At 71.1% G+C, this 15,041-nt stretch carries 11 protein-coding genes; 5 read left to right on the plus strand and 6 right to left on the minus strand.

Going from position 1 to position 15,041, the window contains the following annotated elements:
• Positions 1–67 precede the first annotated feature (67 nt).
• The gene (locus A6048_RS00530) at positions 68–934 is read left to right on the plus strand and encodes a tyrosine-protein phosphatase (protein WP_235027317.1); all 867 of its coding nucleotides are present in this window, start codon (positions 68–70) and stop codon (positions 932–934) included.
• On the opposite strand, the gene A6048_RS00535 is transcribed toward A6048_RS00530, so the two are convergent.
• Positions 918–1,307 carry a hypothetical protein gene (locus tag A6048_RS00535; protein WP_107747763.1) on the minus strand — a complete coding sequence of 130 codons (390 nt, stop codon included), beginning with the start codon at positions 1,305–1,307 and terminating at the stop codon, positions 918–920. The two genes, A6048_RS00530 and A6048_RS00535, sit on opposite strands and share 17 nt — an antisense overlap.
• A gap of 242 nt (positions 1,308–1,549) precedes the next feature.
• Here A6048_RS00535 and A6048_RS00540 point away from each other — a divergent pair, with 242 nt between their 5' ends.
• Positions 1,550–2,728, plus strand: a complete 1,179-nt coding sequence (locus A6048_RS00540) for a DNA gyrase subunit A (protein WP_107747764.1) — start codon at positions 1,550–1,552, stop codon at positions 2,726–2,728.
• Here A6048_RS00540 and A6048_RS00545 read toward each other — a convergent pair.
• Genes A6048_RS00545 through A6048_RS00565 form a run of 5 tightly spaced genes read right to left on the minus strand, consistent with a single transcriptional unit; the run spans position 2,721 to position 11,647 of the window.
• On the minus strand, positions 2,721–6,170 hold the full coding sequence (locus A6048_RS00545; RefSeq protein ID WP_107747765.1) for a UvrD-helicase domain-containing protein: 3,450 nt from the start codon (positions 6,168–6,170) through the stop codon (positions 2,721–2,723). The two genes, A6048_RS00540 and A6048_RS00545, sit on opposite strands and share 8 nt — an antisense overlap.
• The gene (locus A6048_RS00550) at positions 6,167–9,250 is read right to left on the minus strand and encodes a PD-(D/E)XK nuclease family protein (protein ID WP_107747766.1); all 3,084 of its coding nucleotides are present in this window, start codon (positions 9,248–9,250) and stop codon (positions 6,167–6,169) included. The genes A6048_RS00545 and A6048_RS00550 overlap by 4 nt, the downstream gene beginning before the upstream one ends.
• 35 nt (positions 9,251–9,285) lie before the next feature.
• Positions 9,286–9,879, minus strand: a complete 594-nt coding sequence (locus A6048_RS18745; RefSeq protein WP_268817313.1) for a TetR/AcrR family transcriptional regulator — start codon at positions 9,877–9,879, stop codon at positions 9,286–9,288.
• Positions 9,880–9,926: 47 nt separating this feature from the next.
• Positions 9,927–10,739 carry a Fic family protein gene (locus A6048_RS00560; protein ID WP_107747768.1) on the minus strand — a complete coding sequence of 271 codons (813 nt, stop codon included), beginning with the start codon at positions 10,737–10,739 and terminating at the stop codon, positions 9,927–9,929.
• Complete coding sequence (locus A6048_RS00565) at positions 10,736–11,647, minus strand: putative nucleotidyltransferase substrate binding domain-containing protein (protein ID WP_107747769.1); 912 nt, start codon at positions 11,645–11,647, stop codon at positions 10,736–10,738. The genes A6048_RS00560 and A6048_RS00565 overlap by 4 nt, the downstream gene beginning before the upstream one ends.
• 186 nt (positions 11,648–11,833) lie before the next feature.
• On the opposite strand from A6048_RS00565, the gene A6048_RS00570 reads away from it, so the two are divergent.
• Genes A6048_RS00570 through A6048_RS00580 form a run of 3 tightly spaced genes read left to right on the plus strand, consistent with a single transcriptional unit; the run spans position 11,834 to position 14,953 of the window.
• Positions 11,834–13,372, plus strand: a complete 1,539-nt coding sequence (locus A6048_RS00570) for an amino acid permease (protein ID WP_107747770.1) — start codon at positions 11,834–11,836, stop codon at positions 13,370–13,372.
• 6 nt (positions 13,373–13,378) lie between these two features.
• Positions 13,379–14,257, plus strand: coding sequence for an urea amidolyase associated protein UAAP1 (locus A6048_RS00575; protein WP_107747771.1), 879 nt, complete (start codon positions 13,379–13,381; stop codon positions 14,255–14,257).
• A gap of 12 nt (positions 14,258–14,269) precedes the next feature.
• The gene (locus A6048_RS00580) at positions 14,270–14,953 is read left to right on the plus strand and encodes an urea amidolyase associated protein UAAP2 (RefSeq protein WP_107747772.1); all 684 of its coding nucleotides are present in this window, start codon (positions 14,270–14,272) and stop codon (positions 14,951–14,953) included.
• Positions 14,954–15,041 lie beyond the last annotated feature (88 nt).

Genomic DNA, 15,041 nt, shown 5'->3' on the forward strand with positions numbered 1-15,041 from the left:
CCGCGATCCGGTAGGAACGGAGGGGCGGCGCGTCATCCGGGCGCGCGGGAGCCGAAGGGGACGCGGGATGGGCGCAGACGCGCGCATGAACACCGAGGTCGATGCAGAGGCCGGCGCCGACGTCGAGACCGAGGCCGAGGTCGTCGCGGAGGTGGTGGGATCCGGAACGGCACCCGGTGACGTCCGACTCACGAGCGTGCACAACTTCCGCGACGTGGCGGGCCCCGGCTACTCGCTCCACCCCTCGGGGACCATGGCCCGCGGTCTCGTCTACCGTTCCACCACGTTGTCCGTGGGAGACGACGACCTCGGGGTGCTCGAACGGCTCGGGGTGAGCACCATCGTGGACCTGCGGACCGACGACGAGATCACCAGACAGCCCGATGTGATCCCCGCCGGCGCCGACTACCTGACCATCGACGTCCTCGCCGGCAACACCTCCGCTGCCACTTTCACCGGCGCCGGGACCTTCAGCGTGGAGGACGCGCGCCGTGAGATGGCCACGACCTACGACAGGTTCGTTCTCGGAGACCAGGAGCGGCTGGCGTTCGGCCGCGCCGTCCACGCGGTGGCGCTCTCGTCGGGCCCGGCCATCGTCCACTGCACGGCCGGCAAGGACCGGACGGGCTGGATCTCCGCCGTACTGCAGTTGCTCGCCGGGGTCAGGGACGAGGACGTGATCACGGACTACCTGCTCACCCGCGAGTTGTCCGCCGACTTCGTCACCTCCATCCGGACCTACGTCCGAGCCGACATGCCGGACAATCTCGAGGCGATCGACGTACTCATCGGAGTCGAGGAGAGCAACATCCGGCGTTCGCTGAACGCGTTGGACAGGGAGTTCGGCGACATCCGCCGATACCTCGTGGAAGGCGCCGGGTTGGAGGACGCGCTGGTGGAGGAGTTGGGCGCCCGCCTCAGAACAGGACGATGACGGCGCCGAGCACACCGCCGAAGGCGATCGCCTCGAGGACCACCGCGACGGTACGACCGACCTCGGACCGGGCCACGGCGTGCACCCTGGGGCCGGCCATGCTCAACGCGAACACCAACACGATGACCGCCACCCCGACCAGCGTGTCCGCGAGCCGGGCAGCCACCCCGTAGACGGCCCCGAGCCCGATCAACCCACCCATCACCGCGGCCGAGATCGTGGTCAGAGGCGCTGGGAAGACCGCGGCCGGGGTCGCTTCCCGACGCCCCGTGACGTCTCCGGCGGGCACGACCTCTGCCCGGGCGCCCTCAGCAGGAGGCGCCGGGGTGGACTGACTCCGGTCCCGGTCCTCGAGCATCAGATTTCGGTTCATGGTCGTCGACCCTACGGCCCGTATCCGAGGTAATCCTTCGCCGTCCCTGTGGAATAGCTGGATAGTTGGAAAGTCCTGGTCAGCGACCTGAGGTGACCGGAGAGATCGGTCACAACCGTCCGTGGGGTCCGCGGCTGGGGCTGTGTGGCTGCATGCCCGTGAGAGTGTCGGCGGGCGTAGGATTCGCGTGGATCCGGTGGGGGCCGGGTCTGTTGCGTTGTAGAGAAGGTCGGGGGTCTGGTGTGGTCGCTTCGGGTGCGGTGGGAGGCTGGTTCGAGCCGGGGGACGATGCCGCGAGAGCGTGGGACGAGGCCGAGGCGGTGCTCCTGGCGTGCGAGGACCTCGATGCCGTGATGGAGACGATCCGGCGGGCGGAATCCCCGGTCGACGCACGGCGAGCCCTCAAGCTGGGGTTCGGCTTCTCCGGCAGGCAGGCCGCGTTACTGCTCACCCTTCCGGTGCTGTCGTTCACGCGGTCAGAGCGTGACCGGATGCGCGACAGCCGCCGCGCACGGATGGACCTCCTCGCCGACGTCACCGGGGCGATCCCGGCGACGCGGGAGGACGGGGCCGGATCGACGGCGGAATCAACGCCGGAATCGACGGCGGAACAGCCGGCGCGAGCGCTGGTATCGGAGTCTGCGGTGCCAACCTTCCGGCACTCCGACTCGTCCTCGACCCGGGCGGAGTGGGGCGCCGAGTTCGACGGCGCCCTCGACCGGATCCGGTGGGCGATGGACGGTGAGCGGGGTGACGGACCGACCGGGCCGCCGGCCGGGATCACCGAGACCCCGGCGTTCTCCGAACAGATGGCCCGACGATCGAGGTCAGGCCGGTCCGAGGAGGCCGCGGTCGTCCTCGACGAGCAGGTGGGGGAGTTGTGCGATGCGATCGCCGTCCTCCTGAAGGTCGACAGCGTGCCCGGTGCGTGGCTGGATGATCCTCGTGCGTCCGACAGCCGGACCGGGATGCTCCTCGACAGTTGCGGGGTCGACGATTCGGTGGGGATCCGGACTCTGCTCTGGCATCTGCGCCGGACGGGCCTGGATTCGGTCGAGGGTCTGTTGCCGTTCGCGGAACCGTTGGGTGCTGCCGAGGGATTCGATGTGCAGGCGATGCGGTTCGAGCACGCGATGGCCATCGGTGGACTCGGGTCGGAACCGGGGGTCGGAGCGTCCTGGAGCGGTCGACTGTGGCCGATCGCGGAGCGACGCGGGTACGGGTACGCGGTCTCCTACCGGGGTGGCCCGGGTGCGGGTGCCGTGTGGGCGTACGGCGGCGACGAGCCGCTGTACCGGGTGTGGGATTCCGTCGTGGACCTGTTGGTCGAGCTGTACCAGGCGTTGACCACCGGCGAACCCTGCGATGCCGCTCTTGCTGTTGCGGCGAACGGCCGGGTCGTGTGGACGAACCTCAGTTGAGCTCCCGTCCGATGACGGTGGCCCGGCTGCCGCGGCAGAACACCAGCTCGATCCGCGACACCGTCCGGCCGGTGGTCGCGCACAGGAGTTCGGCGTAGGCGCACAACTGGAGCAGGTACTCGTCGACGGTCCCGCTGGTGACGGCCACATCGGTCTTGTAGTCGATGACGGACAGCGAACCGTCGGGTTCGTCCACGACCAGATCGACCACCCCGTCCACCGCCACCGTCGTCCCGTCGGCGGTGGCGAGTGGCCCCGCGACCGGTAGTTCCACCCAGTGGGGGCGGCTGGCCGCTCTCCTGACGGGTTCCGAGGTGAGGGCTGTGCGGGCGACGGCGACCATCTCGTCGACGGCCTCGGGGGTCCGGGTTCCGCGGAACCCGCCGCCGAGTCCGAGCGCGGTGAGCTGGCCAGCCGCCCACAGTTCCCACTCCCCGGTCGCCGCGGTCGGGTCCGTGGTGAGCACGGAGAGATCGGTGTGCTCGGCGAGGTGATGGACCGCGGTGCCGACATCGGGTCCGGAGGCCAGGGGGACGCTCCGCGGTGCGGGCGGCAGTTCCTCCTCGCGCGCAGGAGCGGGTGCGAACCGGTCGCGGAGAGCAGCGGCGAGCTGCTCAGGGAGCGAGAGGCCGGCCTTCGAGGTCACCTCATCGGTGGTCGCGTCAGTGGGGTCGGCAGGGGCGGGATGGACGATGCGGGTCGCCGACCACCCGGCTCGCTCGGCGGAGCGGGCGGTGATGGTCCGGCCGCGGTCGAGCCAGTCGCGGCGGTCGGGGACGTCGACCCGGGGCGCGTCCGCGGGATCGAGCAAGCCCTCGCCGTAGGCGACGAGTTCCGGGGTGTCGGGTTCCTCCATCACCGAGCCGAAGAGTGACCCCCACAGTTTCCTGGGGTTGTGCGGCTTGGCCTTGGTCCGGACGAATCCGTGGCCTGAGACGGCGAGCCGACTCTCCGCGCGCGTTGCGGCCACGTACAGCAGCCTGATCCGCTCGGCCAGAGAGTGCTGCGCCTCGCGCTCCGCTGCCCGTGCGAAACCGGGATCACGCACCGCGGTGGAGAACGAGGCCACGGGGCGGGGTGGTTCCTCGTGGGTCCACAGCAGCCTGTCCCGGTCGCCGGGCCAACCACGGCTCATCCCGGCGAGCACGACCATCGGGTATTCGAGTCCCTTGGCGGCGTGGATGGTGGTGATCCGCACCGCGTCGACTCCGATCTCCGGGATCGCCGCCTCCGGGACGCGGGCGTCTTCGGCGGTGAGGGCCAGAGCCCAGTCGGCGTACTCCCGCAGGTCGGCGCGGGCGGGGTCCGCGGCGGACTCCTCCCACTGCCAGGCGTGCTCGATCACGAAGCGGATGCGTCGCCACAGGTCGCGGCGCCGCGGGGACTCGGCGGCCGACTCGAAGACCATGCGGTCGTGCACGAGCTTCTCCAGGAGTTCGCCCGGTCGCCGGGACTCCCGGGCCAGGGCGAAGAGATACCCGATCCCCCCGGCCACGGGGGAGTCCGCCAGGCCATCGGGTGCCGGGGCGCCGGGGGCCCAGGCTCCACCGGCGGCGCGCCACCGGAGCAGGTCGTCGTCGCCGCAGCCGAACAGCGGGGAGCGGAGCGCGCCGACGAGCGAGGCCTCGTCGGCGGTGTTGGCCACCGCCCGGACCGCGAGGAGGAGATCGCGGATCTCCGGGGTGCCGTAGACGATCGACGACGCCTCGGTACGGAAGTCGATCCCGGCGTGGTCGAGGCACTTCTCGATCATGGGCAGCGACCCACGGGAGGGGAGGAGGATCGCGATGTCGCCGAGCCGCAGTGGGGTCTGGTCGCCGTTCTTCGACTCGTGCGTCCATCCTTCGCGCACCGCGGTGGCGATCACCCGGGCGACGTCGGAGGCCTCGGTCCAGTGCCGTCTCTGATCGTCGGTCGCGTCGGGCGGGCAGTGGTCGGGGTGCTCGGGGACGTCCTCGGTGCGGAAGACGAACGGTCGGGGACCGTGCGCGGGGTCGTACGGCGGCCGACCGGGCCCCGGCTCGAGTTCCCGGTAGTCGGGTTGCACACCCTCGGCTGCGAGCAGGACCTCGGAGAACACCGTGTTCACCCAGTCGAGCACCGCTCGCGAGCACCGGAAGTTGGTGCTCAGGCGTTCGATCTCGACCCCGTCCCCGCTCTGCGCTCGCAGGTACGTGGAGATGTCGGCCCGCCGGAAACGGTAGATGGACTGCTTGGGGTCGCCGACGGTGAAGAGCCTCCCTGCCCCTGACTCTGACCCTGCCCCGGGGTCGTGTTCGGGTTCGGCGTCAGTGAGAAGCGTCGCGAGATCGAGCTGGATGGGATCGGTGTCCTGGAACTCGTCGATGAGGATCCGCGTGTACCGGGCCCTGACGCGTCGTCTGACCTCCGGGACCTGCAGCAACTCGCGGGCCAGGACGAGCTGGTCGTGGAACTGCAGAGTGCCGTGTCTGCGTCGGTCGTCCGCATGTCTACGGATCACCGGGATGAGGGCGTCCAGGACGATCGCGATGCGTGGGCGCCAGTGGGCGGACAGGACCTCGGTGCAGATCGAGGGCAGCCTCTTGATCTCCTCCTTGATCTCCTTGACCGTGTCCGCGCCTCCCCAGTTGGGCCCTTTCCCCCCGCTACCGGGGCCGAGGGGTTTGGCGAGGAGTTCGACCCAGGTAGGTGAGGCCGTCCGATCGGTGGCTGCCGACTGCAGGTCCGTCAACCACGCCTCGTGGCGTGAGAGGGTCTCGTACAGCTTGTCCGTCTCGTCCTGACAGGACTCGCGCCATCCGGTGATCGATCCGATGGCGGCGGCGATCTCTGCCAGGTCGGGGGAGGTGGGCAGTTCGGCGTCCGGAGATGCGGCGGAGTGCAGTGGCCCGGTGGGCAGGCGGTCCCAGTCCCGGTGCAGCGCCTCGACCATCTCGCGGAAGGCGAGCGTGCCGACCCCGGCGTCGAGCAGGTCGTCGACGGACTGGGCGAGGACCCCCGAACGGGAACCGTCCCGGTCGCCGCCGAACAGGACGGTGGCGCACTCCTGCCACATGGCCTCGACGGCCGTTGCCTCGGCGGTGTCCTGCTGGGCGGTCACCCGGGGAGGGATCCCGGCCTCGAGCGGGTTCTCGGAGAGCAGGCGCAGTGCGAACGAGTGCAGGGTCCCGATGGCCGCGGTGTCGAGCCCGGCGAGCGCGGCATCCGCTCGAGGGTTCCCGCGGTCTCGTTCATCCACCAGGTGGACGCGGAGCCGGTCCCGCAACTCGGCGGCAGCCTTCTCGGTGAAGGTGATCGCGGCTATCCGGTCCACGGGCACAGCGTCGACGAGTAGAAGGGTGCCGAGCCGGTTGACCAGGGCGTGGGTCTTGCCCGTTCCCGCCCCGGCCTCGACGAACAGGGTGGAGGCGGTGTCGCGCTCGACCCGATCCCGGGCGGGTTGGTCGTGGAGCAGGCTCATACGGTCGCATCCGATCCGATGTCGGTCTGGTCCCCGGTGACGATGCCGGCGAACGCGGGATGGGACGCCAGTGGTTCCTGCCTCGACAGACGCTCCCACGTGCGGTCCAGATCCGTTCCCCCGAGGAGGTCGGCCAGGTCCCGGGAGGACCCGCGTCCGCCCTTCAGGGGGAACCATCCCCGCTGGACGGCGTCGACCAGGTGCCCGACGTCGGAGCGGACCCGGTCCATCAGGGCGTCCGAGACGGGGAGGGAGATCTGTTCGAAGCCGCCGCGTTCGGTGCAGTACCAGTAGCGGACCTCGCTCACCGGCATGTCCCGTGCGGTGGCGGCGGCCGCGGCGTACAGGGGCAGCTGGAACCGGGTGCCGGACAGGGTGGGGTCGTCCTCGCTCGGGCGTTGCTCCGACCCGGGAGGCTTCCCGGTCTTGTAGTCGGTGACGCGTTGCGTGCCGCCCCGGACGTCGAGGCGGTCGATCGATCCGGCCAGCAGCAGGGTCTCCGGTCCGCGGGAGGTGGCCACGTCGAACGGGATCTCGATCGTCGGTTCCCCGGGGGACCGGCGTCCGAACCCGAGCTCGGTGGCGGTGGGCCGCCACCCCGCGTCGGCATCGGCACTGTCCTCGTCGAACCACCGCCCGAGCTCAACGGCCAGGAGCATCTGCCGACGGCGCCACAGCGGGGCGAGCAGCCCGGGGGCCGCCGCGACGGCCTCCTCACACTCCTGTTGGAGCGCCGACATCAACAGGTCCCGGTCGGGACCGACCCCGTGCTCGAGGCGAGCGGAGACGTATCGCTGCAGTATCGCGTGGACCAGGTCGCCGTAGTCCCGTAGGTCCATCTCGATGTCGGACGCCGGGTCATCGAGCACACGGACCCTGAGCACGGTGCCGAGGAAAAACAGGTAGGGACTCTGGGCCCAGTCCTCCAGACGTGTCGGTGAGACGGGCGTGTCGAGTACGGTCACCAGGTCGTTCACTGACGACACGTCGCCGGTGAACCTCGAGAACACACCGAGTCTCCGGTCTCGACGCATCTCGTGGGCCCGGACGAGTGCCTCCGGTGCGTCCGGACCCGCCCGCCACCCGCCTGCTGCGAGTTCTCGGATGCGCAGTTCGGTGGCCGTCGACGGGTCGGGGCCCAGGAGGGTCGGCGGGGAGAGCACGCCGTCGACGAACGAGGGGATCGCGACGACGGTGGGGCACCCTGCGACGGACTCTTGCCACCGCGTCGCGTGGACCCGTGCCCCGGTGAGTCTGGAGAGGGTCGGCAGAAGCCACCGGGACGGGATGCGACTCCCCCCGCCGCGCATCGACCCACGGGGGAACGAGCAGAGTCGTCGAGCCGAGCCCGCGGACAGCGCGAGCTGGAGCACCCGGTACCGCTCGTCGAGCAGCTCGGAGGCGGAGGGTTCGACCGCACCCTCGGGCAGCAGCGGATCGGGTCGGTGGAGGACGGGTAACAAGCCTTCGGCCATCCCTACGACACACACCGTGTCGAGATCCCGACCGACCGCGTCGTCGATCGGACCCAGGGTCACGCCGGCGCCCTCCTCGCCGACCCGGTCGCCGATCGAGTCCAGCCGCGTGGTCACGGCGCCGACGATCCGTTCGCGGGTGATCGCGGGGGAGATGGTGTCGAGGTCGGCGAGTGACCCGACCGCGGCCTGCACGGCCGCACGGTCGAGGCTCTGCCGGAACAGTGAGGTGAGCACGGTGTCCACTGTCGCGGCGACCTCGGACCAGGTCCGGGCGGACCCGAGAGCCCCGAGGGCCGCGCGGACCTGACCGACCAGCCTCAACAGCGCCGCGGCGGCCGCACGGTCGGTGTCTGTGAACCCGGTGTCTGTGAACCCGGTGTCGGTCAACCCGGTGTCGGACCCGGAGGTCGACCCGGACCGCGATGGATCCTGCTGGATCCCGAGGTGTTCGGCCAGGCGGTCCCAGTCTCCTCCGCCGATCACCGGGACACGGGTGCGGGTGAGTAACTCAAGTCGGCGGGACGAGACCGGGGCGCCCCGGTCGTCCGGGAGCATCACGGCCCCCTCGGCCACGATCGACAGCAGCTCGGCCCGCGGCATGAGGTCCGGGTCGATCCCGAGCAGCCGGATGAGGGACCGGCCCGTGGGCGTACGGCCGAGATCGGTGATGGAGGGTCCGTTGACGACGATCCCCGCCTCCGCGAACGCGCGCAGCAGCAGTCGGAGGTAGGGATCGGGCGACGGGTAGTACACGCCTATCCGGTGCCCCGGGATCCCGGCCGCGAGACGTGAGCGGACGAAGCGGACCACTGCCCGCACCTCGTCATCGGAGTCCGACGCGTGCAGCACGTGGGTTCCCGTGACGGCGCCCTCGCCGTCGGGCTCCGCCGCGGAGGCCAGGTGGTCGGCGCCCGTCCCGGGGACCGGCGTCACCCCGCGCGCGTCCAGCGCGGCGCGGAGGCGCCGTTCGGCCTCGGTCCCACGGAGTGGAGCCGCGAGGACGATCCGGCCGAGTCCGTCCAGCCTCTCCAGTGCGTCCGACACCGCCTCGAACTGTGTGTAGTAGGCGGCTCCGGTCATCGAGTGCGCCTGTTCCGACAGTCGGAGCACCTCTGTGTGGAGAGGGTTGTCCGGTGTCACCGAACCCGCCTCGACGGTGCCCAACCGCAGGCATGCCTGGGCCACCGCCTGAGCGGTGACCGGTTGGGAGGCTACCGCCCGGAGGTCGCCGGGGTCCGCGTCCAGCGCCTTCTCGACCGCCGCCTCCAGGAGGGGGAACGGAAGCGCGGCGCGAGGAGCCAGGGCCGGTGCGGACAGTTCGGCCACGACCTGGGCGGCTGTCCGCACCGCGACGTTGACCGCGCCTCCGGACAGCGCCAACGCCCGGACCAGGTCTCTCTCGGCGCCGAACGACGCGACGATCACGGTGATGCGACCCAGGGGGTCGGAGACACGGAGTCGACGGACCTCGGCGACGACGGGGGAGACGGCTGGAGAGACCGGGGCCGGGAAAGCGGCAGCGGCAGGGGTAGGGGCCGCAGTGGGGGGAGGAGTGGAGCCCGCAGTGGAGGCCGGGGTGGGGTGGGTCTGGGATCCGGTCACGTCGCCATCGTGCCCCACGGGTCCGACAGGCCGGCTCAACCGATGCCGATCACGCGGGTCGCGGCCACCGCCCACCGGGCGGCGTCGATGTCGACTCCCGGGTGGTCCTGCCGGTGTGGGATCACCGACTCCACCACCCGGAAAGGGAGGTCCAGGACCGGGTCGCCGGGATCGAGGTCGGGGCGGCAGAGGGCGACGAGCTGCCGGTAGATGCCCCTCAGTTCGGAGCGTGCGGCCCGGAACCCCTCGAAGTCCTCCCCGGCCAACTCAGGGAGCACGTACAGCATCCCGATGTTCCAGCGGGAGGCCAGGAGCCCCTCGACGTCGATCGTCGCCAGTGTCAGGAGGATCTCCCGCGGGTCCCGGCTCCCGTCGTGGAGCCGACGGGCCTGCTCGAGGGTCGGTCCCACGGTCGAGTCGAGAAGGGACACCAACATCGCGGCCTTGGTGGGGAAGTGCGTGTAGAGCGAGGCCTGGCGTATCCCCACTGCGTCGGCGATGGCCCGCGTGGAGGTGGCCGTGTACCCGCGGGTGGTGAACAGTTCCGCAGCGGCATCGAGGATCTCGTCCGCCGGGGTGGCCCCGGGACGCCGCCGGTCCATGAGGCGGGGTCGTCCTGGTGAGGACACGGGGCTCCCTTCGGGTGGCGACCCGGCGGTGCCGGTCGTGCCGCTGGTCATAGGTCGTGCGTGGTGCCGCACCGGTCCATCGTGACACGGAGGAATTCGAACCGGTGCGCCGTCGGATCGACGTTACGGCGAGGTGGCACCGGCATGGAGGAGACGGCGGCCTGTACCCACGATTCGCGATCGGTCCGGGTGAAGTCGAGATCCACTCCGTGGGCGCGCGCGGCGAGGAGTGCGGCGACGGCGGCGGCGCGGCCGTTCCCTTCGCGGAAGGGGTGCACGTAGTTGAACCGCGCGTACCAGTTGGCCAGGGCGACGGCCACGGTCGTCGCGCGGGTGGCGGTACCGGATGCCGCGGCCAGGGCGTCGGCGACGAGTTCCGCGGGGTTCTCGAGTGGAGCGGTCATCATGGCGACACGAGCCGCGGGCGCGAACGTGGAGCCCTGTTTGGTGAGTCCGACGATCCGTGGCAGGCCGGCCCAGGCGAACACCTCCCCGAAGAGCGAAGCGTGGACACCGGACACCGTCGCCGGGGCGTGGGCGTGATCGCGGAGGAGTCGTGCCCCTCCGGCGACGGCCAGGAGGGCCTCTGCGCGGATGAGGGCCCTCGCCGAGGTGATGCCGAGGGAGTTCTCCAGGACACGCGTCCCGCGGATGAGATACGGCGTGCGGCGGGACAGTATCCCCGGCCGGGGCCGCCGTGTGGCCTCCGGCGGGAGCGTTCTGAGGACGTGGAGACGGATCAGCCGTCCGGGGGCGGCCCGGTCGATCAGGTCGAGGACCTCGTCGTCGTCGTCCTCCGGTCGCCATCCCTCCAACGCGGAGACGGCGAGCATCGCGTCGGTGGCCGGGTGGCGGGTCACCCCGGCTCCCGGAGTTCGCCGGAGGATCGGAGGTAGTCGAGGGTGCGCTGCGCGCCGGCGATCTCGCGCGCGGCGGACCGGAGTCCCGCACGCTCGACCGTGGTGAGACCCGAGAGCGGGAACCGGTCGGTTCCGGGGCCGTCGGATCCGGCCCGGAGTCGGACCTCCCACCGCAGGCGCGCGGTGAACCGGGCGGCCGCACGCAGCGACTCCCACCGGTCCGCCGGCAGGACCTCCGGATCGGCGGCGAGTCGGAGGCGTGAATCGGTGGAGGTGGACGTCACCCCGGCGCGCAGGGCGGCCCACCGGGCGAGTTTGACGACCGGGGTGAGCACCGTCGCCTTGAGATCGACGACCGGGTCCGAACGGAATGTGCGGGTGAGCCGGGACGGCACGGAAGCCCTGGTCGAGAGCGCGTCGGCGAGGATATCGGCGAGGATCGCCGGGTGGGTGCGCACGGACCGTGCGGCGAGGCGGGGCAGGAGTTCCGGGTCGCTGTGCCCGTCGACCAGGGGTCGGGCGTCGGCGAGGAGCCCGAGGTGGACGACACCCAGGTCCCGGGCGGGGGAGTCGGCCCAGTCGTCGGCGGCCGTCGACCAGCCGGCGGGGGTCCGGATCAGGCGGGGATCGGCGGCCGAGGCGGGGGAGGTCTCGGCGAACCACGGCGCGCGCGAGAGGTCGGTGGAGGCGACCGCGCGGCGCACCGCACGGTCACCGGGGTCACCGTGGTCGTCGACGACGGCGAGGGATTCCAGGTCGCTACCCGGGACGGCCTCCCCGCGGCCCACCGATCCGGTCACCCACACCGCGCGCGCCGCCGCCGGGCCGAGTCGCGACGCCAGCTCACGCCGCAGCCCGTCGGACCAGGCCCGTGCGCGCTCGTCGGGTGGATCACGGTGGGGTGCCATGTGGGCATTCGATCACGCGTCCCGACGGCCCGGGGAGGGGGGAACGACGGCGTGAGGGCCTGTTAATCGGATCGAAACATCGTGCAACTCGCGGGTCACACGGGTTGGGAAAACTATCAACAGACAGGAACTGCTCCTGCCGCAACCCGGGTCCACCGACCCCCGCCCCCGAGAGGAGTACCGGACATGAGCGACCCCACCGGTCTCACCACCCCGGCTCCCGAACGTCGGGGTGATCACGACGATCTCGCCGACCTCGGTTACGACCAACAACTCCACCGGAGCCTCGGCACGTTCGCGTCGTTCGCCGCCGGGTTCTCGTTCGTCTCCATCCTCACGACGATCTTCCAGCTGTTCGGTCTCGGCTACGGGTTCGGCGGCCCGGCGTTCTTCTGGACCTGGCCGATCGTGTTCGCCGGCCAGTTCCTCGTGGCGCTGTGCTTCGCGGAGCTCGCGGCCCGGTACCCGATCTCGGGAGCGATCTACCAGTGGTCCCGTCGGATGGGTGGGGAGATCGTCGGGTGGTTCGGGGGCTGGTTCATGATCCTCGCCCAGATCGTCACCGCCTCGGCCGCGGCCATCGCGCTGCAGGTCGTGTTGCCGAACATCTGGTTCGGCTTCCAGATCATCGGTGACGACCCGGCCCTCACCTCGTCCTCCGGCGCGGCGAACGCCGTACTGCTCGGATCGGTGCTGCTCGTCATCACCACCACGATCAACTCGCTCGGCATCAGGTGGATGGCCTACGTGAACAACATCGGCGTGACGTGCGAGATCGTCGGCGTCATCGCCGTGATCCTGGCGCTGTTCACCCACGCCGTCCGCGGGCCGCAGGTCGTCTTTGACACCGCGGGAATGGGGGACCAGCCCGGGTACATCTGGGCCTGGGTCGTCTCGGGACTCATGGCCGCCTACGTGATGGTGGGATTCGGTTCCGCCGGCGAACTCGCCGAGGAGACCGTCAACCCGCGCCGGGTCGCCCCCCGGACCATCCGCATGGCTCTGACCGTCTCGGCGCTCGGCGGCGGCCTCATGATCCTGGGCGCACTCATGGCCGCGCCCAGTCTCACCGATGGCCGGCTGGCCACCGAGGGCCTGCCCTACGTCCTGGGCTCGGTGCTCGGGAACTTCTGGGGCAAGGTGCTCCTCGTGGTGGTGGTGGTGGCGATCTTCATCTGCACCCTCGCCATCCAGACCGCGGCCACCCGGTTGATGTTCTCGATGGCCCGCGACGGCCGCCTGCCCTTCTCGTCGACCCTGTCCCGCGTCAACCCCCGCACCGGCACCCCGATCGCCCCGGCCGTGCTCATCGGCCTGTCGTGCATCGCGATCCTGCTGGTCAACATGGGCAACGCCGCGATCTTCGCCACCCTCGCCTCGGTGTGCATCATCCTCATCTACCTCGCCTACCTCTGCGTGACCGGCCCACTGCTCTGGCGTCGACTCAAGGGGTGGCCGAACGGACCCAGGCTCACCGACGCCGAGGGCAAGCCGCTGTTCTCGCTCGGCCGCTGGGGGATCCCCGTCAACGTCCTCGCCGTGGGGTACGGCCTGCTCATGACCGTCAACCTCGCCTGGCCGCGGGCGGAGATCTTCGACCCCTCCGGGGAGACCCCGTGGCTCCGGTGGGCGGGCGTCCTGACCGTCCTCGCCGTCGTGGGCCTCGGCTTCCTCTGCTTCCCCCGCGGCAAGACCCACCCCAAGCCCGTCAAGATCGGAGAGTGACCTGAGATGACCAGCACCACAGAGTTCAGCACCACAGAGAGCACGTCCACCACCACGGGTGCCCGCGAGCACGCCCGCGCCCAGGCCGGGACGATCACCGACGCGATGCCGGTGGTCCCCGCGACCGACTGGCCCCACCCGCCGGCGGACGTCCCGGCCGACCGCCTGACGTGGGCGGAGTCCATCCCCGGGGGCCGCTACACCGCGATCATCCTGGCCCGGGGCACGCGGATCCGCCTCACCGACCGGGACGGCACGGCCTGCGCCTCTCTCATGATGTGGCGTGCCGACGCCCCCTGGGAGCGTCTCAACACCGCCGACACGGTCAAGGTCCCGTGGCAGGCCTACCTCGGGACCGGCCATCCGCTGCTCTCGGACCAGGGGCGCGTGCTCGCGACGATCGTCGCTGACACCTCCGGCCACCACGACGCGCTGTGCGGTGCCTCGACCCTGACGGGGAACGTCGCCCGCTACGGGGCCGGGGCGCCGGAATCCGACTCACCGGCCGGGCGGGAACTGCTGTTGCTGGCCGGGCTCAAGCACGGGCTGGGCGAACGGGACCTTCCCCACACCGTGTCGTTCTTCCACGGCGTCCGGGTCGACGACGACGGGGCGCTCGTCTCCACCGGGAACGCCGGCGCGGGGGCGACCGTCGACCTCGTCCTCCACCTGCCCGTCGTGGTGGCCGTGGCGGTCGCGGACCACCCGCTGGACCCGTCGGAGCAGTACCACGCCGGGACGGTGGAACTCCTGGCGTGGAGCGCCCCGAACGACCTGGGTGCCCTCGTGGGGCACACCTTCCCGGGTGTCGGAGGCGACCTCGAGTACCGACGCGCCATCGCCAACTCCGAGGCCGCGCACCGCGCCTTCGCCCAGATCGACTGAGGAGAACCTCCCATGACACGTTCGACCGTCACCGCCGATCCCCGGACCGGCGCCGCCGCAGACCTTCCCGCCGCAGACCTCGCGCTCGCGGGCGGGGCCGTGCTCGCCGACGAGACCGTGGCCGCCAGAGCCGCCTGGTCCCACGTCCTGCACGCGGGCCAGACCCTGACCATCGTGGACCTCGAGGGCAACCAGGCCGTCGACACCCTGTTCTACGACGCACACGACCACACCCGCCGCTACAGCGCCCCGGCGACCGTCGCCGCCCAGGGATCGATCTTCCTGACCGAGGGCAGTGTCCTACGGGACGACGCCGGCGAGCCCCTCGTGACCATCACGGCCGACGAGGTGGGCAACCACGACACGCTCGGTGGCGCGTGCTCGCAGGAGTCCAACACCCTGCGGTACGGCCACCACACCCGGCATCAGCACGCCTGCGTGGAGAACTTCCTCCGGGAGGGCGCCCGGCACGGACTGGGCAAGCGGGATCTGGTCCCCAACGTCAACTTCTTCATGAACGTGCCTGTGGACGCCGACGGCACCCTCGGCATCGTCGACGGGCTCTCCGCGCCGGGCAAGCGGCTCGCGCTGCGGGCCGACCGCGACGTGATCGTCCTGGTCTCCAACTGCCCGCAGATCAACAACCCGTGCAACGGCTTCGATCCGACGCCGGTGCGGATGATCGTCACCGCCTGAGCCCGGCGCCCACCACCCGACGCCCACCACCCGCGCGCCCACCATCCGCGTACCCGTCACCCGCGCACCCGCCACCACAGGAGAAGCC

It is taken from the genome of Dietzia psychralcaliphila (genome assembly GCF_003096095.1).
Classification (GTDB): domain Bacteria; phylum Actinomycetota; class Actinomycetes; order Mycobacteriales; family Mycobacteriaceae; genus Dietzia; species Dietzia psychralcaliphila.